At 69.3% G+C, this 23,021-nt stretch carries 14 protein-coding genes and 2 pseudogenes; 13 read left to right on the top strand and 3 right to left on the bottom strand.

Going from position 1 to position 23,021, the window contains the following annotated elements; all coding sequences use genetic code 11:
* Positions 1 to 14: 14 nt before the first annotated feature.
* From HHL19_RS18615 to HHL19_RS18595, 5 genes are all read left to right on the top strand, one after another.
* Complete coding sequence (locus tag HHL19_RS18615) at positions 15 to 791, top strand: hypothetical protein (RefSeq protein ID WP_169090952.1); 777 nt, start codon at positions 15 to 17, stop codon at positions 789 to 791.
* A 911-nt stretch (positions 792 to 1,702) separates the two neighbouring features.
* The gene (locus HHL19_RS18610; protein WP_169090950.1) at positions 1,703 to 2,782 is read left to right on the top strand and encodes a hypothetical protein; all 1,080 of its coding nucleotides are present in this window, start codon (positions 1,703 to 1,705) and stop codon (positions 2,780 to 2,782) included.
* A 632-nt stretch (positions 2,783 to 3,414) separates the two neighbouring features.
* The gene (locus tag HHL19_RS18605) at positions 3,415 to 3,957 is read left to right on the top strand and encodes a hypothetical protein (protein ID WP_169090948.1); all 543 of its coding nucleotides are present in this window, start codon (positions 3,415 to 3,417) and stop codon (positions 3,955 to 3,957) included.
* Between the two features lie 51 nt (positions 3,958 to 4,008).
* A complete protein-coding gene (locus HHL19_RS18600; protein WP_169090946.1) occupies positions 4,009 to 6,276 on the top strand; it encodes a hypothetical protein in 2,268 nt (755 codons plus the stop codon).
* Between the two features lie 37 nt (positions 6,277 to 6,313).
* Positions 6,314 to 7,030, top strand: coding sequence for a hypothetical protein (locus HHL19_RS18595; RefSeq protein ID WP_169090944.1), 717 nt, complete (start codon positions 6,314 to 6,316; stop codon positions 7,028 to 7,030).
* Positions 7,031 to 7,756: 726 nt separating this feature from the next.
* Here the strand turns inward: HHL19_RS18595 and HHL19_RS18590 are convergent.
* Positions 7,757 to 8,610 (bottom strand): IS5 family transposase gene (locus HHL19_RS18590; RefSeq protein WP_240981666.1). Its coding sequence is split into 2 segments (ribosomal slippage): positions 7,757 to 8,211 and positions 8,211 to 8,610, totalling 855 coding nucleotides; the frame shifts between segments, so codons are not numbered across the junction.
* Between the two features lie 218 nt (positions 8,611 to 8,828).
* Between HHL19_RS18590 and HHL19_RS18585 the strand changes: the two genes are divergently transcribed.
* The 7 genes and pseudogenes from HHL19_RS18585 (at position 8,829) to HHL19_RS18555 (ending at position 17,546) form a co-directional block, all read left to right on the top strand.
* The gene (locus HHL19_RS18585; protein ID WP_346768557.1) at positions 8,829 to 9,770 is read left to right on the top strand and encodes a hypothetical protein; all 942 of its coding nucleotides are present in this window, start codon (positions 8,829 to 8,831) and stop codon (positions 9,768 to 9,770) included.
* Between the two features lie 16 nt (positions 9,771 to 9,786).
* Entirely contained in the window at positions 9,787 to 10,353 is a 567-nt protein-coding gene (locus tag HHL19_RS18580) for a hypothetical protein (RefSeq protein ID WP_169090942.1), read from the top strand.
* 377 nt (positions 10,354 to 10,730) lie between these two features.
* Positions 10,731 to 11,120, top strand: coding sequence for a hypothetical protein (locus HHL19_RS18575; RefSeq protein WP_240981665.1), 390 nt, complete (start codon positions 10,731 to 10,733; stop codon positions 11,118 to 11,120).
* 624 nt (positions 11,121 to 11,744) lie between these two features.
* Positions 11,745 to 13,490: a methyltransferase gene (locus tag HHL19_RS18570; protein WP_169090940.1), complete on the top strand. Its 1,746-nt coding sequence runs from the start codon at positions 11,745 to 11,747 to the stop codon at positions 13,488 to 13,490.
* Between the two features lie 2 nt (positions 13,491 to 13,492).
* A pseudogene (locus HHL19_RS18565) lies at positions 13,493 to 14,656 on the top strand (class I adenylate-forming enzyme family protein); the annotation flags it as partial.
* Between the two features lie 191 nt (positions 14,657 to 14,847).
* Positions 14,848 to 15,451 (top strand): annotated as a pseudogene (locus tag HHL19_RS18560) (IS5 family transposase); the annotation flags it as partial.
* Between the two features lie 844 nt (positions 15,452 to 16,295).
* Entirely contained in the window at positions 16,296 to 17,546 is a 1,251-nt protein-coding gene (locus HHL19_RS18555; protein WP_346768426.1) for an FAD-dependent monooxygenase, read from the top strand.
* Positions 17,547 to 17,997: 451 nt separating this feature from the next.
* On the opposite strand, the gene HHL19_RS18550 is transcribed toward HHL19_RS18555, so the two are convergent.
* Together HHL19_RS18550 and HHL19_RS18540 are read right to left on the bottom strand one after the other, a co-directional pair.
* Positions 17,998 to 18,498 carry a hypothetical protein gene (locus tag HHL19_RS18550; protein ID WP_169090936.1) on the bottom strand — a complete coding sequence of 167 codons (501 nt, stop codon included), beginning with the start codon at positions 18,496 to 18,498 and terminating at the stop codon, positions 17,998 to 18,000.
* 876 nt (positions 18,499 to 19,374) lie between these two features.
* Positions 19,375 to 20,118 carry an AMP-binding protein gene (locus HHL19_RS18540; RefSeq protein WP_346768427.1) on the bottom strand — a complete coding sequence of 248 codons (744 nt, stop codon included), beginning with the start codon at positions 20,116 to 20,118 and terminating at the stop codon, positions 19,375 to 19,377.
* Positions 20,119 to 20,503: 385 nt separating this feature from the next.
* Here HHL19_RS18540 and HHL19_RS18535 point away from each other — a divergent pair, with 385 nt between their 5' ends.
* Positions 20,504 to 22,825 carry a LuxR C-terminal-related transcriptional regulator gene (locus HHL19_RS18535; RefSeq protein WP_346768428.1) on the top strand — a complete coding sequence of 774 codons (2,322 nt, stop codon included), beginning with the start codon at positions 20,504 to 20,506 and terminating at the stop codon, positions 22,823 to 22,825.
* The last annotated feature ends 196 nt before the right edge of the window (positions 22,826 to 23,021 follow it).

The raw sequence follows: 23,021 nt of genomic DNA, 5'->3' as shown, positions 1-23,021 counted from the left end.
GGGGAACGCAGGGCGTGATGGGTCTCGGGTTGATCATTTGTGCCGGTGTGCTGGCCGGCGTGGCATGGCAGTGGTACCGCTATCCGGGACGGTGGGAGCACGCCTTCAGTCCGAGGCATACGGAAGCCCGGAAAGTGTTGTCGGATGCTCGCGGGGCAGCCCGTGCCTGGGAACGCTGGAAGAATCAGACCGAGTCGAAGGCGCGCAATGATGCCGACGCGGCTGAGAAGGCGCGGGAGGAGCGCCTGCACCGGCTGGAGCAGCGCATCGCGTCGCTGAGCAGCCCGGGCAGCGGAGAGCGGGTCGAGTCACTGGGTGAGCTGGATCTGTTCCAGCACGTTCTCGTTGTGCGGTCCGCCTCGGGGACGCGCTCGATCGCCTTGGCCGGGATGAAGGTCCGCTTCGAGCCCGGGCTAAAGATCCACTCCGTCTACTGCACTGACGCTGACGGGCACGTGCACCGGGCGAAGTATCCGCACCTTGCGTCGTCGCCTGGGAGCGAAGCGGAGCTTTTCGATGAGGACCGGGTGCGCGACTTCGCCGTGGTGATCGAGAACACGGTCGCGCAGGAGAACACCTTCCGTGGGCGCCTGCCACGTCAGCTGAAGAAGGCGCAGAGCAAGTGGGAGGAAGCCCAGGCCGACGCGAGCGAAGTGGACGCCGCTCGGGCGCGTCTGCAGAAGGTTCGTCAGCGCAACGGCACTGATCCTCGGGGCGAGGCGGTGGAGGCCAGGCTGGCAGAGGCTTCCCGGGACTGGGAACGACTCACCGGGCGGATTCCCCCCAGGTAGGCCGGCTGAGGGGCGGCAAGGTCCGTGCCGTCGCGAGCAACTGCAAGGCGCGGGCTGTGTGCGGGCTCGCCGCCTGCGGGTGATGTGCGACAAAGCTTCAGCGTTGTGCAGCCGGGGTAGGAGTGCCCGCGCCTGGGACACCGGCCCGGCCCTTCACGCTCGAGAGCGCTGACCGCTCCTTGCGCAATGCGTTGGGATACCAGGACAGGGGCTGTATAGAAGGCGCTGCTCACGTCAGGGGCAGGCCGAGTGAGTCTGTGTCCTCGCGTCGAAGCTCCGAGTCCATGAGATCGGGGTTGAAGGCGAGGTCGTTCCGGCTGCGGAGGATCTCCAGACGGTCCTGGTCTGGCGGGAGGCGAAGGTTCTCGCAGTTCGCGTCGTCCTGCCTCAGTGGGTAACGGCGGGATGGTCGACTGCCTTGTGTGGGTCGAATCCAGAGTCTGGCCACGGATGCCGCCCTCTTTTGCCGAACTCTGACCTGCTGGCAGAGCACGCGTTCGATGAACGTGGCGCCATCGGGGGGGAACCATCGGGGCCGCATCGCTGTCCATGGCGTGTCGCCTGGCACGGTGCGCAGCATGCCTGCTTCTCGTCCCCTGGATCCGTCACCTTCCAGCCCGCAGCCCCCACAGGGCCTGCGGGGGCTTACGTCCGCAGACGTTCTCAGCATCGGCTGTCCGACCTGCGCGGCCCTTCGCCACCACCCGTGCAGAACCCTGCGAAACACACCCACCGCTTCGTTGCACCGCGGGCGCACCTCGCAGTACCTCGCCCTGCGGTTCGCCGTGAGCGGCCCCCTTCATCGCAAGGCGGGCGTCGCCCTCACACCGGCGGCTGGGAGCGGGAGGCTGCGCGCCGTCTCTGCGCCTGACGCGCGGCCGTGGAGACTGCCGCTGCCCGAACTGACCGATGTGATCAACATCAGCTTCTTCGACCGGGCGTGCGTCGTCACCGCGCACGCATGCGGGCTGCGCCGCAGTGGCCTCGACGACCTCCTGTACGGGCCGGACCACATCGTGCAGAGCATCGACGCCTTGCACTACGCGAACCACGACCGGCAGGTCCGCCGAGAGATGCGTCTGCTGACCGTCGGTCCCGACGAGAAGGGAGCCGAACTGGCCGAACAGCAGCGCCGGATCCAGCAGCAGCTCGGTGCGGCCAGGCATCTCGTCAAGCAGCGTCGGATTGCCGAGCTCACGGCGGCTGGCGCGCTGATGCCTACTCGGCCGACAGACGATCCGAGGCAGGTGGCCAGGGCGTGGCTCGGCCGCTTCCTGAGCGAGGAGAAGGAGGCACTCGTCCGGGACATCGCCATGGCGGCGGGTGTGCCTCCGGCTGCCTACATCCACATTCGCTCCATCCGGCAGAAGATCTCCAAAGCCATCGACATCGGCTGGCTCACCGCCCCCGTCAGCGACCCTGTGAAACAGGTACTCGCTCTTGATGACGTCGGGTTCCGTGGTCGGGTTCTTGCTGACGCTGGCAAGCAGAATGGGCGGGACGACGTCCTGTGCCATCCCCTGGTGCTCAATCGGTGGCGCGAGCAGCTCCAGGCGGTGATTGGCGACTTGAAGCCGGGCTCCTGCGGCCGCACTCTCACCGGACCCCATGCTGTACCGGCACACAGCCGGCACAGCGCAGCGTCACTGCGGCAGTTTCACGACCGCCGGCGCCTGTTCACCGCGTTGCTTCAGCGGCGTGAGGAGTGCACCATGCTTATCACCCAGCTGAACGACGCACTGACACTCGCCGAGCGGCGCGCCCCCAGCTACCTCCAGCTCAAACGCGCGGCCGACCTCGCCTACGACGAACTGGTCCGCCGGCACCCCGTCCTCTACCGTCACATCCGCGCAGCGCTCCAGCCGTATGAGACACGGTACGGACGCCTGAACCTGCCCGGTTCACGCTCCAACCTCAGGCGCCACGTATTCGCCGAACTTGAGCGCCTCCACGGCACACCGCCGCATGGCCGGACTCTTCACACGCGTTGAGCGAGCAACCGGACTCTCTGCAGTGCTCCCTCGGCCTACGGCGTCTTTGCTGTCACCTCGCCGCTGCTCCCGCCTACGTTCAAGCCCAGGCAGAGCATGCGGGTTTCCGTAGCGGCTGATTTCTTGTGTGGCGCCAGTTAACTCATGGGGTTGAAGTGGTGGTCGATGTTGGCTGGAATTGCGGAGAGCGGGAGGTACTGCCGCCTGTCACACTCGCCTCGTGAATTTAACTTCCGCTCGACTCATCCTCTCGCCGATGACCAGTCTGAAGGCGGTCCGGGTGATACGGAGGTCGGGATGGAGTCTGTCATTCGACGTTGCCTGGCGGGCAGTCCGGGTCGTGACCTGCCCTGATGAGCTCGTCTACCGGGAGGGTGGACACGGCCCACCCTCTACCCAAAACCCTGGTGACGGCCAGACTCCGCATCCCTGTCGGGGGTTGCGATAGCACTCGATGGATACCTATCGCGCAGGCGATCCCGCTCGAACTCTCATTCGTTTTCCCTGGGGTCTCTTATCTGTCGCAGTCTGCTTTAGGACAGACTCGGTTGGATTGGGGCGAGTGGCGGTCACGGGCCGGTATTAATGAATCTCGCTCCGTTTCTGTGATCATGTTCCGCTAGGGGGATCTGGTGTCTGCGATCGACATTTCCGCAGTGATGGGCAGTGCCCTGCCTGCGACGCTGACGTTCCTGTATCAGCGGTTGGAAGCGGTCTTGGAGCGTCGGCGTTCCGGCCGGGTGGCGGAGCCTGAGGCCGATCCGCAGATCCCTGCCGAGCTGGTGGGCGACCTGGAGATGCCTCTTCGGATCAACCCCGATCACCTCGCGTCCCGGCTGCCTGAGCTGGAGGTCCTGGCTCTCGCCATGGTGCCGTACACGCGCGCTCCCGAGCAGATCACAGCCGAGGATGCGCGTCTGATCGAGATGCTGGGGCGTGCGCGAGCGGCACTGGAGGACGTCTACGGCCAGCGGTTCACCTTCCGGGGTGAGCCGCGTGAGCAGTCGGGCCCGTTCAGCGAGCTGTTCTTCGACACCGTGGCCGGCGAGGTGGCCGGCATGGAGGCGCAGGAAGCGATCCGCGGTTCGGCGACGAGCAAGATCCGGGCGAAGAGTGTGGAGGCCGGCGGCAAGGTGGTCGGCATGCGCGCGCCCGTCATCGAGGACCGAACGTGACACGCGCTCTGTGCGCCGCTACCGCCCACATCAGCCAGAAAGGGACCGTGCATGGCCGAGACCGTCGACCACACCGTCGATCCTGCTCAGCAGGAGGGCAGGGCGGACGAGGAAGGGGCGGGGGCCGGCTTCGTGCCTGGGCAGGCTGCTGACCCCACGGGTCCGTCCCCCGAGGCACCGGGTCAGGAGCCGGAGGCCGACGCGGAGCCTGAGGCAGCTGCCGAGGGCGAGACCGCTCCCCCGTGTGACCCCGGCCCTGCCTCTGCGGGCCGCCCTGCCGGCCCGTACGCCAGCGTTCACGCGGACACCAACCACGGCACTCAGATCGGGCAGTGGTTCGAGGCGGTTCAGCGGCACAGCGGTGCGCCTCTGCCCCCGAAGACGGTCGAACGGGACCTCGAAGACTACGTGCCGGTGGAGAACGAGCCTGAGCTGTCAAAACTCCTGGAAGACAACCGGGCCCTCGTACTTTTCGCGGACCACCCCGGCAGCGGCCGCTGGACCACGGCCCTGCGTCTGCTCACCACCAGGCCGGGCGACGCTCTGACACTGCGCCGGATGCGCCGGGAGCCCGGCGACAGCTTCAGCGCGGAGGGACTCAAGGGCCACAAGCGCACCGGCTGGATTCTCGACCTTCGCGCAGCGGAGGAGAGTATCCCCGCCTCCTGCGACTTCGGGCTCGAGCTCATGGCGGCCGCCGACTTACACGATGACGATTCGTACCTCGTCGTCGTCCTGCGTACGGAGCTGTGGAACCGCATCGGGCACCAGGCCGGAGAGCTTGCCCGCAAGGTGAAGCCGCCCACGCCGTCGGTGCTTTTGACGAAGTATCTGGATTCGGCAGGCATCACCGGCCCGGCGCGGTGGGCTGACGACCACCTCATCAAGGACGAGCTGGCTGGGCTGCGTCCGGGGCAGGTCCGGGAGTGGGCCCGGACTCTGGTGCGGGCAGAGTCCGAGTACCGCATCGCCACCGGCCGCAGCACCGAGCCTGGTTCCGACGGCTTCAACTGGGTCATCGAGACTGCGGGTCAAGCTGTTTCGGGCTGGACGGATGTGCTGACCGAGTGGCACTCGCAGGACGGTCGCACGAGCTACGACCGCAACTACCTGTTACTGGCGGCCGTCTGTAACGGCGAACCGATCGACAACGTGCACGAAAGGGTGCTCTCCCTGGCGCGGGCTCTGGGCGAGCGGAGCGAGGCCTCGACGAGGCTGGCCGGGCAGCAGGGGCCGGGACTGATCCAGCTTGCCCACCAGATCGACGCCGAGCTGCAGGCGGACGGGACGTTGAGCTTCCCCGGTCCCGGCTTCGCCGAAGCAGTCGTGCGCTACTTCCTGCGGGATCGTCCCGAACTCATCGTCAGCTTCATGAGGTGGACGGCCCAGTTGTGTGTGGACCTGCCGGCTTCGAAGGCTGAGAGGCTCGCCGAGCGCTTGGCGCCGTGGCTTCTGCACCATGCGCAAGCCGCCCGTTCCACACGCACGCTGCAGGTCGTGGCAGCGAACTGGTCGGCGGACAGGACTCTGGCCAAGCATGCCCACGCTCTTCTGGTCACCGCGGCCCTGGACCCTGAGATCGGCCAGCTCACACGGAACGCCACCGGAAACTGGATCGAGAAGGGCGACTCCCACCTGCTGAAGACGCTGGCCCATGTCTTCCAGAGCGTCACACCAGCCCACCCCGAGCAGATGCTCCGTCGCCTCGGTGACCTGGCCGGCTCACTCGACGAGCATGCGCAACTGAACGCTGCGCAGAAGGAGAGCGTCGCGCAGGCGGTTGGCGCGGCCGTCGATGGCCTCTGGGGCGATGACGCCCTGCGCCCGCGGCTCCGCAAGACGCTGACCACCTGGTTCGCCGGTATCCACAAGGGGCAGCGGCAGGCGGCCGCGAGCGCCTTCATGCTCCTGGCCCTGCAGCGGGATGACACCGGCTCGCCTGTCCTCGTCGGCGGCTCCGGGGCCATCGTTGCGGACTGGGTGATCCGGGGGTGGCGAACCACTCTGGAATCCGAGGAACCGACCGCACTGTCCCGCCGCGCGTGTGCTGCCTGGCTGGACGCGGCCGTGGCTCGTCCGCACACAGCAGAGGTGATCACCAGCACGCTGGTGCGGGCCGTGCACGAGACCGCGGGCGACCACCTGCGCGGTCTGCGTTTCCTCAACCTTGTCCGGCTCGCCGAGCACTGGATCTCCCAGAACGACACACACGCCGACGAAGACCGAAAGCGCCTGCACACCGCCCTGATGAGAAGCGTCCGGGACGCTGACCCGCACAGCACCGGCTCGCACAGTGAGCGCGAGCCTACAGGTGAGTAGAACGTGGCCCTGGTCGGCGCAACGCGGCAGCTTCAGCGTGGACTTCACCGCCGCGAGCGCCGACGAGGGCTTCCGCTTCACCGTCACGGCAGAAGGCCAATGGCGCAGCAGGGGCCGCCGGCTCCATCACGCGCCCGAGGCGATCGCAGTCACGCATGTGATCGACGAGTTCTCCACGATGGCGGCAGCCTGCCCGATCGTCACCGCCACCGCGCTGCAGCACCGCGCCAACGCCCGGCTGGGCCGACGCGTGGACCTGCCAGGCGAACGGGTCCGCGTGAACTGGGCGAGTGTGCAGGTCCACGTCAGCCCGGAGGACCTGCACACGGCGCAGGAGCGTGTACGCCTCCGTGCCCGAGCACAGGCGGACCAGGAGATCAGGCAGCTGAGAGTCGACCAGGCACTGGTCTACCGCGACCAGCTGCGCGAGGACCCCACACTGATACTCGCGCAGCTACTCGTCGAGTCGCCGGCCGCAGTCACTGAACAAACCCTCACCCTCATCCCCCAAATCGCTGCGCGCGTGAGTGCCTACGCACCCGGGGCGGCATGGGTGCAGACCGCGCACCTGCTGGACGAATGGTACGGAGGGCTTGCCCAGGACGCCCAGCAGTTCATCATCGACCGCCTGTGTACGGTGGCCAGGGAATTCGACGGAGAACACGTCGCCCAGCGGCTGAAGGAAGCTCACCGAGGCACTGCTGATCCAGCCCTACCAGTCGAAGAACCCCCTCACGACGAGCCAACCGCCTGAGTAAACTTGCTTGATCCGTACCCATCGGCACAGAACCCAGCAGGTCAGCGAGGGCCGTCCCCACGCACGTGGGGGTCACTCTGCCTGGGCACTCGGCATCACAGACACCGTCCCCACGCTCGTGGGGGTCGCTCCTTCGCGTACTCCCAGCCGGCTCCGTAGAACCCGTCCTCCCCACACACGTGGGGGTCGTTCGTGTGCGACTGCGCCCGATGCCTGATGCTTGCCGCCGTCCCCATACCAGTGGGGGTCTCTCCTTGCTCATCGTCGATCTCGACCTGCATCAGTCGCGCTCCCCACTCGAATGGGGCCAGGCTCAGCCTACGAGAAACCCCAGGTCAGACCACAGCCCGCTCTGGACGTCTCATTCCAATGTCCCGCCAATTCTCACTTCACGTCACAACTCATCGCACGAGATGTCACACGATATGCCTGAAGTACTGCGAGAACGATGTCACGCCTCTGAGAACTCGTGTGACATCGAACTGAGATGTCGCAAGCACAAACACCAGCCGGGCCTTTACACGCTAGAACTACCTACAACAGACCCCGCCCTGCTCAGCACAGAACGCATAACCCCAGCCCACACACCCCGACCACCCCCGTCGAACCGCCAACTTCACCTCTCAACAAACCCACAGCACCCCAGGCCACCAACGACCCGGCACACCAACAAACCCCCTCCCAGCGTTAGCCGGCCAGCCACCGAAGATTGCCTAAGAGGTCCTAACAAAGGCGTTGGACGTGTCGGTGGGTGATGAGGCAGGTGGCGAGGCCGAGGAAGGCTTCGTGGATGTCGTCGCGTCGTTCCCAGCGGACGCGGAGACGCCGGAAGCCGTGCAGCCAGGAGATCGTCCGCTCGACGACCCATCGGTGGACGCCGAGACCGGAGCCGTGCGGGACTCCGCGGCGGGCGATCAGCGGTTTGATGCCCTGGGCCCGGACGAGTCGGCGGTATTTGTCGTGGTCGTAGCCCCGGTCGGCCAGCAGCGTGTCCGGTCGTCGCCTGGGTCGGCCGACCAGGCCGGCGACGGAGGGGACCTTCGCGAGCAGGGTCATCAACTGGGTGACGTCGTTGCGGTTCCCGCCGGTCAGCGACACGGCAAGCGGGATGCCTCGTCCGTCGACGAGGACGTGGTGCTTGCTGCCCGGACGTGCTCGGTCGACCGGGCTGGGACCGCTTTTGGGCCGCGTCGAGCGGCCCGGACATGGCTGGAGTCGATCACCGCCCACGACCAGTCGAGCTGCCTGGCCGACCGCAGCTTCGTCAGCAGGACGGCGTGGAGTCGGTCCCACACGCCGGCCTCGTTCCACGCGGCGAGCCGCCGCCAGCACGTCATGCCGGAGCCGAAGCCGAGCTCCTGGGGCAGGTACTCCCACTGGATGCCGGTGTGGAGCACGAACAGGACCCCGCACAGAGCCTGCCGGTCGGGCACACATGGCCGCCCCGCTACCAGCTTCGGTGCCGAGACCGGTAGTAACGGCTCGACGAGCAGCCACAGGTCGTCCGAGACGATCCACGGCCGGGAGTTCCTCTTCGCCACGGACGGACCAACGAGCAACCAAGCCGACAGCCACATGATCAACATCTTCTGTTAGGGCCTCTAAGCCGAGGCGGAGTTCTCGCACAGGCGGCCGTAGCCGCGACCGAGAGGGGCACTTGTAGGGAAGAACGTGCCCTGGTCGTTTTGGGCAAGTGCGGATCTGCTCCTTCCATGTCGGCCTACGATCTTCCGAGAACCTGGGCTAGGCAGCTGAAAGGCTCATCTGCTGAGCGTCAGGACCGAGGGGGTATGTCGTGGCGACGCTGAACCACAAGGAACGCACCGTCGGCTTCTTCGAGGTGGTCATTGTCAAGGAGGGGAAGGCTCGGCGCATTCCAGAACTCATGGATTGGGACGGGGCGCTCGCGGCTCTGGCGCAGGCGCCTGTCGGAGCACGTTCGCACGAGGGCGAACACCGGATCGTAGGCACCACGATCACCCACAACATGGAGGACCACCTGCTGCTACACCGGGTGAAGGATGCGGGTGAGTGGCTGTCGGTCATCAACTTCGACACCGGCCACCTCCGAGAGCTTGAGCAGTCAGCACATGAGGGTTACCTGGACACCTCCGTGGTCTGCTTCCTGCCGTTTGGGAACGTGGTGGGGATCATGCAGGGTGGCGTGTCTGCGCCCAGCCACAAGGCGCTTGAAACCTGGCTCAACGGCATCGAGATGTTTCCCGGCTCCCAGTTGCAGCTGCGGCCTGTCGTTGCGCACTCCGAGATCGAGAAACTCAAGACCGCAGTGGGGGCAAGCCGCGTTGAGGTGAAGGTCACGGGTAACAAGATGGGCGCTCTGCGGGAGCAGCCGCGAGCCGGGGGCCTGGCCCGTCTTCTGCGCGTTGCAGGCGATGCCTATGGAGAGATCAGTGTCACGATGATCATCTCCGTGCCCAGGGGGAAGGAACTCCGGGAACACCGGGAGCATCTGCTGGCAGACCTCGATGAGATCTCCGATGTCGTCACCGGTGCCGAACGAGCGCGGGCCCGGCTTGTGTACTCAGACCCGGGCGGCCCGGAACAGACCCGCCTCGTTGAGCTGGTCGAGCACAGCATCACGGCCAAGAAGCGGGTGCCGGCCACGGACGCGGAAGGTAACTCGATCCGGATCGTGTCAGCGGTGGATGCCATCCTGGCAGCAGCGGCCGAGCATGAGGACGCGCTCCGGCTCGCGGTGGACGCGGGGGATTCATGACCTAGGGGGGGATCGTGTGGGCGTCCGTACGAGCATCATCGACAAGTGGGCCGAGCGAGCCTGGGCCGACTATCTGATCGCGGTGACGGTCATCGGGGCTCACATCCTCATCATCCGGTTGTCCGGGTCGGGAGACTGGCTCACTTGGATCGGCGCCACCCAGCGCACTGACATGTATGCGGCAGCAACAGGCGCCGTATCTGCCATCGGCGGTCTCAGCGCCATCGCTATCGCCATCTACACCACAGCCAACGGTGAGCGTCTGCGTGCCGTACGGCAGCAACGTCATGGTGAGCTTCGACGTACCTGGCGCAGTCTGCTGCAGGGCACTGCGCTGGCATGTGCTCTGATCCTGGCAGCCTTCTCGCTGGACCGGGACGGCGATCCCTTCTCCGTCCGTTTCATCTTCGAGTACGCCATGGTGTTCGCGGCCCTGCGATTCGCCCGCTTCGTGTGGCTCTTCGACCGAATCATGGCCGTGTCTGACGCGGATCTGGTGGAGGAAGGGTCGTCCGTAGCCGTGCCTGCACGCGACCCGAACTGGCTCGAACGCCGACGCCGTCAGTACGACAGCGGTGCCTAGTTCTGGTGCCGGCGCCGTGCTGCCTCCCTCCATGACCACGGCCTGTGGTAGAGGAGTTTGGCGCCGTGTTTGTCGACCGGCTTGGGGAAGGTCAGGGCGTAGCCGACGGCTGCGGGCGTTGTCCTGAATACACCGGAACTGGGTGGAAGGGGCGGCCAAGTGTGGAAGACCTGAGGCCACCGGCTGCAGGAGCCGCTTGCAAGCTGCTCGAGGGGATGGACGTGGGAGAGATCGTGCAGGGGGCTGGAGCGTGCGCTGCGCACCCGGCCAGTTCCCTCAGACACCAAGGCCCGCCTGCGGTTCCTGCTCGCGGCACACCCGGGGTTCCACCCTGAGGGTTGCTGCTGCTCTGGGGTGTCGCAGCGCACAGTGCAGCGGTGGGTGACGAAGAAGCCCGGCACCAGCCGGGTCCTGCGCAGATCCAGGCAATCGAGGCAGCGGTCCTTGAGCGGTGGCAGCCGCGGATCCGGGCCCGGCTACAGACACGGGCGGAGGCGGAGGGCTTCGTCCTGCACACCAGGGCGCGGTTCGGGTTCGCTGCTGCGGCGGGGGCATCGGACGATCCGCGGGTGCGGCGTATCACCCAGCGTCTGTCCGGGGAGGTCGCTCGGGAGCTGTTCGCCGCTCGGGACGCCGGCGCGGGCGAGCAGCAGCAACTGATGGTCCTCGCCCACGCGCTGGGGCACACCTACTTCCGCGCTGACGGCCAGCGTGCCCACGGGGTGCACATCACCGACGTCGAGTTCGCTGACTTCTCGATCGGGTAGCCCTCACCCGCGTGGCTGCGCTTTCCCGCCTGGGGCCAGCATCGCGTCATAGCGGCCAGCTTCCCGCTGCTCGCGCCAGTCCGACACGGTGCGGCTCTGCCGAAGCCCCGGCTGGAACAGTTGCTGCGCTCCGACCAGACGCTACTGCGCCAACTGCAGGGGCAGAGCCGTACCAAAGCGTGCTGACGAGCCCAGTCACCGTCCCGCACCGGGATCCGACCCGACTCAGCCAGACACCATGAGATCCGGCCCGGATGCTGCAGGACACCCGCGGACATGAGGCAGGCAGTTCTCATCCGACGTGCGGGAGGAGTACAGGCCAAGGGCTTGCCGTGGTTCCAGAAGCGGTCTCCGCGCATACGCGGTCCCACAGATCGACAATCGACAACGGGCGGGCACCGCAGCATCGGTGGGACCTTGCGGTGCCCGTGTCCGTCGGTTCGGCGGCTCGTTGGGATACCGGAAGAGGGCCGGGGGTGCGTGGGCGTGCCCGGTGTCCTTGGCGCGCGGGGCCCGCAGGACCGGGAGGCTGCTGCGGCAGGGCGGGCAGGTTCCGTGGGGCGGCGGACGGCGCTGATGTGCCTGGCTGTGCCACTGCGGCATGTTCAAGGCGGAGGAGTGTGCATGGCAGTCCGGCAGGCGGCGTCGGGCCTGGTCGAAGACGCTGATCAGGCATCGATCGGGGAAGCCCTGCGCTACATCCGCGCCGCGGACACGGACAGCGTCCTGGCGCAGCTGGCCCCCGGGCTCTCAGCCGGGCAGCGGGACTCTGTCGCCTCGCACTGCCGAGTGGCCCATGTGGCGGTCCTGGTCTTCCCTGCGTCGATGCGGGCTTTGTTCGCCGAGCTGCGGGCGCAGGGGATGACCGTGGAGGAGCCCCGGCCGAGTGTGGTCGTGCGGGAGCGGCTGAGCCGCCGTTACGGCGTGCCCGTCGGCGGCCTGGAGGTGGTGATCGCGCACGTCCATCTGCCGGACGAAGGCCGAGGTCCTCGTACGGTCGAGTTGTTCGTGCTGGAGGTGCCGCCGGGGTCGCGGCTGTCCGCGATCGCGGTGCGCGAGCGGGTCCTGCGCTCCGAGGCCCATGTCGCGTTACAGGTCACGACCGCCGACGACGTGGTGGTGATGGGGCTGCGCGCGCTGCTGGCCGACAGCGGGCTGGTGGCTGACGGCGGCGGCTACAACGCGGTCGAGGACTGCACGGTGCTGTACTTCCGCGGAGCTGTGGCTGACGCGGTGCGACCGGGCGGATGGCGCCGGTTGGAGCTGCGGGTGGATGGCCACCACTCTGCGGTCCTGTCGTGGCACCGGGAGAACGGCGCGCCGGATCCGGTGGCGGGGATGTTGGAGCTGATGACCGGGGCGTGGACGACGCAGGCGATCGCGGTGGCGGCGCGGCTGGGGCTGGCGGACCACCTGCCCGGGCCGGGCGCCGGGCGGGCGCCCGATCCGGTGGAGGCGGTGGCCGGCCGGCTCGGTGTCGACGGGGACGGCCTGGCCCGCCTGCTGCGCTACCTGGCGGCCGTCGGTGTGGTGGCCCCGGTCGGTGCGTCCTACGAACTGACCGCCCTGGGGGAAACGCTTCGCCGCGATGCGCCGCACGGCCTGCGTCCGCTCGCGCTGCTGTACGGCGGGCCGTTCTACCGGTCGTTCGCGGCTCTGGACCACACGGTGCGCACCGGACGCGAGGCGTTCGAGGTGGTGTTCGGCGCCCCTCATTTCGAGTACTTCGCCCGGCGTCCGGAGTTGGCGGCGCTGTTCGATGACGCGATGGCTGCCAGCTCGCTGATGTTCGAGCCGGTTGCCGGGCTGGTCGACTTCTCGCAGGCCCGGGTGGTGGTCGATGTCGCCGGCGGCAGCGGTGAACTGCTGAGCCGGATCCTGGCGAGCTCACCGGGCCTCAGGGGGGTGCTGGTGGAGCAGGAGCACGTGCTGGAGCGGGCGCGCCGGCGGCTGACCGAGGCCGGGTGTGCCGAGCGCTGCGCGTTCGTGGCCGGTGACTTCACCCGGCCCTTGCCCGCCGGCGGGGACGTGTACGTGTTGTCGCGGGTCCTGCACGACTGGGACGACGAGCGTTGCGCGGTGATCCTGCGCCGGTGCGCGCGGGCCATGGAGGCCGGTGCGCGGCTGCTCTTGGTGGAGCGGCTGCTGCCCGACGAGGGGAGGGCGTCGCTGGCGGCACGGTGGGACCTGCACATGCTGTGCAACGTGGGCGGTCGGGAGCGGACCGCTCGGGAGTACGGTCGGCTGCTGGACGCGGCCGGGTTCGACGTGCTCCAGGTCGACGAACTTCCTTTGGGCGCCGCTCTGGTGACGGCTCGTCGCCGCGGGCCTTCCTCGCTGTGCGCGTCGGCGTCGCGTCGGAGCCGGTGAGCATGGCGATCTCGACCGACGACTATCTGGCCCCCGCCCCGTCCCCGGTGCGGCGCAGGGATTCCCGGTCTTTCGGCGAGGTGTTCGCCGCGGCGGTCGAGGCGTTCGGGGACGCCCCGGCCGTCGTCGGAGGCTCACGGGCGCTGTCCTGGTCCCGGTGGGGTGCCGAGGCCGCCGCCCTGGCCCGTGGACTGCAGCACCTGGGCATCGGCGTCGGCGATGTGGTGGCCGTGCGGCTGCCGAACTCCTGGGAGTTCCTGGTCGCCCATGTGGCCGTGGCGCAGCTCGGCGCGGTCCTGCTGCCGCTGCACATGGCCTCGAGTCGGGCGGAGGTGGCCGCGTTGTCGTCCCGGGCAAGAGCCCGCGGCCTGATCGTGGCGGCCGAGCACGCACCAGTGCCCGGGTCGGAACCGGCGCCGCTGGAGTGGGTCTTGACCGTTGCGGGCTCGGGTGGGGCAGGGCGGGATGCGCGCTGCGGCTCGCTGGAAGCGCTGCTGGCCCGGTACCACGGGGCCCGGCCGGTGGGCGCCCCCTTGGATGCGGAGCTGCCGTTCGTGGTTCTGCCGTCCTCGGGGACCGTCTCCGATCGGCCGAAGCTGTGCCTGCACAGCCACGACACCCTGCTGTCGAACGCCCTGGCGGTGGTGGAGGACGCGGCTGCGAGCGTCGGCGACGTCATCGTCAGTGCCAGCCCCTTCACCCACCTGTTCGGGCTGCTCTCGGTCCACCGGGCCGTCCTCACCGGCAGTCGGCAGGCACTGCTGCCGCGCTGGGACGCCGGAGCGCTCCTCGACCTGACGCAGCGGGCCCGGGCAGACGTGCTGTTCGCCGTCCCGGCCCAGCTGCGGGACGTCGTCCACCGCCTCGACGCCCCAGGGGCCGACGGGCGGCTTTCGCTGCGCGAGGTGCGCACGGGCGGCGCGGCGGTGCCGGCCGCCCTGATGAGTGAGGTGCGACGTCTGACCGGGGCGGGGACCGTCGTTCAGTGGGGCATGTCCGAACTGGGTGCGGGGACCACGACCGGCCTGTGCGACGCGCCGCAGGCCGACACACGCGGCATCGGCCGGCCGCTGCCCGGCTCCAACGCCCGGGTGGTGGACGAGGACGGCTACGCCTGCCCCGTCGGCCGGGTCGGCGAACTGCAGTACTGCGGGCCGCACCTGTTCCGCGGCTACCTGGACGACCCTCAGGCCACCGCCGACGCCTTCACCCCGGACGGCTGGCTGCGCACCGGGGACCGGGCCAGCCGCCTGCCCGACGGCACCTTCGCCTTCCACGGACGCGCCGCCGAGGTGATCAACGTGGGCGGCCGGAAGTTCTCCGCCTCCACCGTCGAGGGCCTGCTCGGCGGCCTCCCTGGCGCAGGCTGCGGGACTGGACCGAGGCCGGCGTCTGGCCGCGTCTGCACGCCGCCCTGCTGGCCGAGCTGCGCCGCGCGGACCTGCTGGACCTGGGCGACTGCGCCGTGGACGGCTCGCACGTCCGGGCGCTCAAGGGGGGACCATGTCGGCCCCTCGCCCGTCGACCGTGCCCGTCCCGGTTCCAAGCACCATCTGATCGTCGACCGCCATGGAACCCCGCTCGCCGTCACACTCACCGGCGGCAACCGGCACGACGTCACCCAGCTCCTGCCGCTGCTGAACGCCGTCCCGCCGATCCGGGGCCTTCGCGGACGCCCCCGCCGCAAGCCCCGGCGCCTGTATGCCGACCGGGGCTACGACTTCGACAAGTACCGGCGTCTGCTGTGGAAGCGCGGCATCAAACCCCTGATCGCCCGGCGCGGCGTCGCCCACGGCTCCGGACTGGGCAAGGTGCGCTGGGTCGTAGAGCACGCTTTCGCCTGGCTGCACCAATTCAAACGACTCCGCATCCGCTACGAGCGACGCGCCGATCTCCATCAGGGCCTGCTCGAACTGGCCCGCAGCCTCATATGCCTCCGCCGCCTCCGAACCTCATTCTGAAACGATCAGTAAGTCTCTGGGCCGCAGCCCGTCAACAGCGCTCCCACCCATGGGGTCCGGCCAGGGCTGGTGGTGAGTGGGCGGGCCGAGCTTCCGCTGGGTCACCGGCGGGCTGGTCCAACAGACCCAGCCCCCGGGGCCGCCCCCGTCACCCCGGGCAGTGCCCCGCCGCCGTCCTGGGCGATCTGGGCAATCTGGGCGAGCGCGACGAAGGACGGCGAGACCGGGACACAGAGTGACTGGGGAGCATAGAAGAAGCAGGTGGGGCGGTGCCGGGCCCGCGGATGCTCACCTGTCCTGGCGCGGTGAGACCGGCGCCCAGCGAGGCTTCCTGGCTGGGCTGCCTGGGGCGTGAGACATCTCGCTCAACCGCTCGGGAGCCTCGTTCGCTCTGCCCTCATCCTGAGCACCCAGCCGCCACCCGATCGGTGGTTGCCCTAAAGGCTCAGCGGTGGCACGGCAGGTCTTTCGCCGTCGGCGCGGGCAGCCTGGTGGAGGCCCATTCCGACGCGGTCGCCGACGACCGGACGCACGGCGGGCCGTCCGGGCCGTGACACCGGGGGCGGGAACAGCACCTGGGACGGTGGTCGTTCACCGGGCAGGCCGAAGCAGGGGCAGCAGGTCCGCCGACACGGCTTGCATCGGGGAGATGTTCACCCGTTCGGGTCGCAGGGCGGCAGGGCGGGCCGCGGGCGGGCGGTCGGCTGTCAGGGTGTCGGGTGGCTCGCGAGGTTCGGTAGGTCCTGCGTCCGGACATCGCGGTCGAATCGGTGCAAATACGTTTCCCCTCTGTCCCTTCGGGCTTCGGCGACGAGGGGACTGCGAGGGAAGGGCGGAGGGCGCGGTGCGGGTCGGGATCGTCGGGGGCGGGATCGCGGGGCTGAGCTGTGCACTGAGCCTGCACGCGGCGGGGTTCCGCCCGTGGGTCAGCGAGTCGGCGCGGGCGATCGAGGCCGTGGGCGTGGGCATCAACCTGCTGCCGCACGCCGTCCGGGAGCTCGCCGAATTGGGCCTGGCCGACGGGCTGGCCTCGATCGGCCTTGAGCCGCGGCGGCTGCGCTACTACGACCGGGGCGGGACTCCGGTGTGGGACGAACCGGTGGGCACCGCGGCCGGCTACCGCTGGCCGCAGCACTCCGTGCACCGCGGCCGCCTGCACGCCCTGCTGCTGGCGGCCGTGCGGGAGCGGCTGGGGCCGGACGCGGTGCGCACCGGGCGACGGCTGCGGCACTTCGAGACGGTGCCGGGCGGAGTGCGGGCCCATTTCCTCGACCGGCCGAGCGGGACGACGGTGGTGGAGCACGCCGAGGTCCTGATCGGCGCCGACGGCGTCGACTCCGCGGTCCGGGCCCGGCTCCATCCGCACGAGGGCGCCGCGCGCCGGCACGGCGTCCTGATGTGGCGCGGCATCGCGCCCCATCCGAGGCTGCTCGACGGCCGCTCCCTGGTGGTGGCGGGCGGCACGCCCGGCGCGAAGTTCGTCGCCTACCCGATCGCCCCGGCCGTCGGGCCCGGCGTGGACCTGCTCAACTGGGTGCTGGAGGTGCCCGACGAACCGCCCTCCGGCGGCCCCGTCACCCCCGCCGACGTCCGCCCCGTCACGGCCTCCGAGGCCCGGGCCCGCCTGCGCGAGTGGCACCTGCCGTGGATCGACCTGCCGGCCCTGGTCGAGCACACCTCCGCCGTCTTCGCGTACGCGATGGTCGACCGCGACCCGCTGCCGTTCTGGAGCGCCGGACGCGTCACCCTGCTCGGTGACGCGGCCCATCCGATACTCCCGATGGGCATGAACGGCGGCTCCCAGTCCGTGGTCGACGCCCGGGTGCTGGCCTGGTGCCTGGCCCGGGAGGCCGACCCCGAAACCGCGCTGCGGTACTACGACGAACTGCGCCGGCCGGTCCTGAACGCGCTGGTCCTGGCCAACCGCGCCCTCGGGCCGGAGGAGATCATCGCCCGCGCGGCCGAGCACGGCGGCCCGCTCCCCGTCGAACGCGCCGCCGCCCTCTCCCGGCGCTACAAGGAGACGTCCCGGGCCACCGTCGCCGACGTCAACGACCACCCCTCCTGGAACGTCCCGCGCCCCGACGCCCGCTGACGGCCCGTCGCACACCGGCGACGGCGTCGACTTGCCCGGTGCGCTTGCCCGGGCGCCGGACAGATCCGGGCTTCGGCTGGCGGATGCCGGGCCGGTACGGGCCCGCCGGGGCGTTCAGGCCGGTACGGGCCATCGGGGCGTGGGGGAAGCGTGCCGTGGCGTCCGGCCTCCACCGGGCGGGTTCTGCCCACCGCCCCGCACCGGGCCGGGACCGGCTGCGGCCTCGTGCCCACCGCACCGCCGGCGGACGGATTGCCCGCGCGACGGTGCGTCGTCGGCCTGCGCTCAGAGAATCGTTTCTACTCCGGCGCCTGGGAGGTACCGCTTCGGATGCACGGGCCGGAGGTGGCGAGCCGGCGACAAGTGAACGTTTCTGCACGTGTCGGAATCCGCTGCCCCTGCGTCCGGGCACGAGGGCGGGCCCCGCAGAGCGGTCACGCCCGAACGCGTCCTAGAACGGGGTGCCCTCAGGGAAGATCGCAGCGATCCTGGCCGCGTGGGCCTCCTTCTCCCGCCGGTGGACCTCCAGAAGGCGGTCCACGGTCTCCTCGGCGATGCCCAGCGCGGCGGCCAGCCGCTTGATCTGCTCCAGTTCGCCGGGGGCGATGACGCCGTCCGCGTCACAGGCCCGCAGCGCGTCGAAGACCAGCGGCACGCGAGCGACCCGGGTGAGCACCTGCGAGCTCTCCAACAGGGCGACCACGTCCTCGTCGGCCGGGTACTCGGCGAGTTCCCGCAGCAGGTCCTGGTTCCCTCCGGCGAGAACGGCGATGTACCCCAGGACCCAGTCCCGCTCCTCCTGGGCGAGGACGCCGTCGCCCTTGGCCGCAACCAGCAGGGCCTTGGCGTAGACCCGGATGTCGCCGAAGTCCGGGACGGTGGTGAACGTCCAGTCCTGCCGGAACAGCCACATGCCCGTCCCGGGTCCCGCGTACGCCATTGCTTCGGTCATCGTCGTTCTCCTTTGTTCGAAGAGCGGTCGGCAGGAGCGGACGCCCGCAGCCGCCCGACCCCGCGACAGCTCAGGTGCGAAAGCCCGTTGCGGGCACTGCCAACCGAGTGTCGGGGCAACCCGGCCGACCGGTCGGCCGTACGGCACCACCACCACCCGAATGAGTGGGGCGCCGGTCCGGGCGCACCCGGGCGCGGGCCGGCCCCGAGGCGGTGCCGTCCTGCCCTGCGGCGGCCGGGACGTCCGGTAGGCGCCCCTGGGAGTCCGGCGCGGCAAGAGCCACCGAGCCGCGGCCACGGTGCCGGGTGAGGGGAAGGCTCCGCGGACGAGTGCGTCGACGTCGAGGGGTCCTCCTCCGCCCCGACCGGGCGTTCCAGCCGCCCCCGCTCGGACACCGGCTCGGACACCGGCTCGTCCTCGTGCGCGGTATGCGGCAGTCCGGCCTCAGGGACGACCGGCCGCCGCCGCCACGATCCCGCCCGTGCTGCGGGAAGAGACCACCACCGCGGTCCGCACCGTCCTGGTCGGGCAGGGCCTGGACACCCCCGCCGCGGGAGTTCGCGAGCTCGCGGTCGTCGGGCCCGCCCGATCCTGCACCCCGCCCATCCCGGCCATGTCAAGTTCGGTACAGTCAGGCGAAGTTGCGCTACCCATCGGCGTGCTCCCAGGTGTCGAGGGCGGCCCGGGCCTGTCCGGTATCGATGGTGACGGCGAGTTCCTCACGGGCCAGGGTCATGACCTCCTCAATCGTGGGCCGATGCCCGGCCTCACCACGATCGGCGGCGAGCCTGACCGCTGCCCGGGCCAAGACGGCCTCACGTTCGGCGTCGCCCAGAGTGTCATTCGCGAGCGCGGCCAGGATCTCCCGCCACCTGATCAACGCCATCCTCCCGGCCCGGCCGCAAGGCTGACAGCAGCCGTCTCCCTGCGGTGGCCGGGTGCCACTGCGGCGCGCCTTCCTCGGGCGGACAGACATGCTCCGCTGTGCATCAGCGCTGCGAGGCCGTAGGCCGGTCTGGCGGAGGGAAACGACGCGGACACGCGATCAGTGTCCACGACCGTTCCGCCGACCAGCGTCCTGATGGTCAGGACGGCTTCACGTAGCGCGCGGTGGCTGAGCATGATGATCCGGGCAGAGCCCAGGGTGTCGTCGATCCGGACCACGGCTGCCGGGTCGCGATCACCACGGTCGGCCACCCACGTGTGCTGGGGCCAGAACGCCATCTGGTCGAGGAAGTCGGATCCGACCGGAAGGAGCGTCGTTTCGCTCCGCCCCGCTTCCCGGTCCGCTGTCGGGTCGGGCACGGTGAAGACAAGCCGTGTGCCGAAGGCGTCATGGCCGGGTGGTACAGCGAGCGACCGGGCCGTGGGGTACAACGGCACGACGATCGCCCCGGTGCGCAGCACACCGAAGGAGAGCACTGTGAAAGCCGGGGAGTAGGGAAGTAGCAGCCCCACCCGGTCACCGGGGAGCACTCCATGGGCGCGTAGTCCGCCGGCGGCACGGGCGCTGAGCTCATCCAGTTCGGCATAGGTCAGGGATCTGTCCTCCCCTTGCGCTGCCAGGTGCTGCGGGTATCGCCGGGCTGTTTCCACCAGGGCGGTGGCGAGGTTGCTCACGTGGATCCGCTTCCATGCCGGGGGGCTTACGAGGTTCCTGCTCGACAGCGGGTTACGCCCGCCCTCTTCGTTCGGTGCAAGAACGACTCTGCCCCGTGTACAGGGGTCTCCCGTGCCAGTGGCGTCCAAGATCCGTATCCCTGGCGGAGCGGATACGTACAGCTGGCGTCACGTACGTGCCCGTATGCGTACCTGGCGGGCTCCGTCTCCGTGCACGTATACGTTGCCTGCTGCGGAGGTCCTCGTTGAACTCTCATGCCGACAGCGGCTGTCGACGGCTGTGGCCTCCGTCCCGGTTCGGCCGGACGCGATCCCCGGATACGAACTCGGGTACGTCGTCAGCCGGGGACATGAGAGCGTCACGGTGACGCAGAGGGAGGATGCTGTGACTCAGTGGACATGGGCCCGGCCGGGTGCGCGGAACGAGAGCACCGGGTTCATCGGCCGGGCGGCCGAGTTGGAGGCCGTCCGTACGGCGCTGACGCAGGCGCGTGTGGTCACGCTCACAGGTCTCGGTGGGGTCGGCAAGAGCAGGGTCGCGGTACGGGCCGCTCACCAGATGGCGGTCGACTTTCCGGATGGTGTGAGCATCGCCGAGTTGAGCGGTCTTCGTGACCCCGAGTTCCTGCCTCATACGGTGGCTACCGCCGTCGGCCTGCCCGAGATCGCGTCGAAGGAGTCGATGGACCAGCTGATCGACCATTTCGCGGACAAGCAAGCACTGCTGGTGCTCGACACCTGCGAGCATCTGGTGGACGCGATGGCCGTGTTCGTCGACATCCTCCTCAGCCATACCCCGGGGCTCGCGTTCCTGCTGACCAGCAGGCAGCCCGTGGCCCTGCCCGGCGAATGCGTCCTGCCGATCCCGCCGATGCCCAGCCCGGAAGCGGACGCCGACGAACACAGCAATGACGCTCTGGCACTGTTCGCCGCTCGGGCGAAGGCGGCCCTGCCGTCGTTCGAACTGAACGCCGACAACCGCTCCGAGGCGATCGCGCTGTGCCGCCGCCTCGACGGCATCCCGCTGGCCATCGAACTGGCAGCCGTGCGATTGAGGACCATGCCGCTGGAGCAGATCCTCGGCCGCCTCGACGACCGGTTCAGGATCCTGGCCGGAGTGCGCACGGCTCAGGCCCGTCACCACACCTTGCGGACCACGATCGAGTGGAGCCATGACCTGTGCTCGGCACCGGAGCGGGAACTGTGGGCACGGCTCTCGGTGTTCGCCGGCGGCTTCACCCTCGCGGCTGCCGAGGAAGTCGGTGCCGGCAACGAGCTGGCGGGATTGGACGTGCTGGATCTGCTGGGCGCCCTGGTGGACAAATCGGTGGTGCAGCGCGCGGACGGCGTCGCCACCGAGTACCGCTACCGCATGCTCGACACGATCCGCGAGTACGGCGCCGAGCAGTTGGAACACAGCGGCCGCACCAAGGAGTACGCACACCGCCATCAGGAGTTCTTCCTGCGAATCGCCCGGCAGGCGGGCGAGGAGTGGATGGGTGACCAGCAGGTCGCGTGGGGGGATCGGCTCGCCGCCGACTTCGACAACTTTCGGGTCGCCATGGATTTCGCCATCGCCCACCCCGGAGGTGAGGCCGCGCTCCGGCTGGTGAACGGCCTGTGGGGGCTTTGGCTGGGCAAGAGCCGGCTGACCGAGGCGCGGCGCTGGATCGACAAAGCCCTGGCGGCCGCGCCGGAGCCGACACTCGAGCAGGGCATCGCCCTGTTTTACGGCTCCTACTACGGACTGCTCCAGGCCGACCGGGAGGCAGGAGAGATGGTGCGGCGCTGCCGGGCCGTGGCCGAGTCCCTGGACGACGACTTCCTGCGCGCCCGTGCCCTGTACGTCGAGACCTACGAAATGCTCATGTGGAGTCGGGACATCGCGAGCACTCTGGCGTCGTACGAGAAGTCCCGTCGGCTCCTGAGAGAATCAGGTGATCAGTTCCCGCTGGCGGCCAGCTACATCAACACCACGGTGTTCCACGCCGCCCACGGCGACCCGTCGACGGCGCTGCGGGAAGTGGAGACGTGCATGCGGGACCTGGCGCACCTGCCCCATGAGCGGTGGGCCCGCAACTACTTGACGATCGCGCGGGTACTGGCACTGTGGGCAGACGGCAAACCAGCTGAGAGCCGCGAGCTGGGGCGCAGAGTGCTGCCCTCCGCCCTTGCCCAGGGCGAGACCATGAGCCTGGCCGCCACGGTGGAGTTCCTTTCCTGGGTCGCCTGCGGCGAACAGGAACACGAGCACGCTGCCACTCTGCTCGGGGGCGCCGCGGCACTATGGCGCCAGGTCGGCACCGCTCTCTGGGGGGTACGGGCGCTGCAGAGACTGCACACGGAGACCGAGAGCACCCTGATGCTCGGTCTGGGCGCCGAGCGCTTCACCCAGGCGTACTCGCACGGGGGCCGCCTGGCGGTGGCGAAGCTCGTTGAGTTCGCCTGCGGGAACGATCACGCCAGTGGGTCCTGCCCGTCCTCGGCGGCGGACGAGGGCAGCCCCCTGGGCCCTCTCACCCCACGCGAACGTGAAGTCGCCGGCCTGATCGTCGAAGGACTCACCAACCGTCAGATCGCCGAACGCCTTTACATCTCCAAACGCACCGCCGACACCCACGTCGAGCACATCCTCACCAAGTTGGGCGTCACCTCCCGCATCCAGATCGCCGCGGCCATCGGCCCCCGGACACCAGCGGATACCTGAACGTCCACAAGGCCGCTGGTCTGCGCGGATTCGCGGTCAACCTGAAGCAGGCCGAGGTCGACGAGGGCGAGCGCAACGGGCTGACCAGCAGTGAACGCGAGGAACTGCCCGCGTTGCGGCGGGACAACCGCCGGCTGCGCGAGGACGTCGACACCCTCAAGCGGGCCACAGCCTTCTTCGCGAAGGAGACCCGGTG

The organism is Streptomyces sp. R302 (assembly GCF_012927245.1).
In the GTDB taxonomy this organism is placed as follows: domain Bacteria; phylum Actinomycetota; class Actinomycetes; order Streptomycetales; family Streptomycetaceae; genus Streptomyces.
This window is presented reverse-complemented; position numbering and strand designations above follow the sequence as displayed.

What these genes read in the sequence shown, in the direction of transcription:
- HHL19_RS18600 (WP_169090946.1), top strand. Translation starts at nt 4,009, where the DNA reads ATGGCCGAGACCGTCGACCACACCGTCGATCCTGCTCAGCAGGAGGGC.
- HHL19_RS18570 (WP_169090940.1), top strand. Translation starts at nt 11,745, where the DNA reads ATGGCAGTCCGGCAGGCGGCGTCGGGCCTGGTCGAAGACGCTGATCAG.
- HHL19_RS18550 (WP_169090936.1), bottom strand. Translation starts at nt 18,498, where the DNA reads ATGACCGAAGCAATGGCGTACGCGGGACCCGGGACGGGCATGTGGCTG.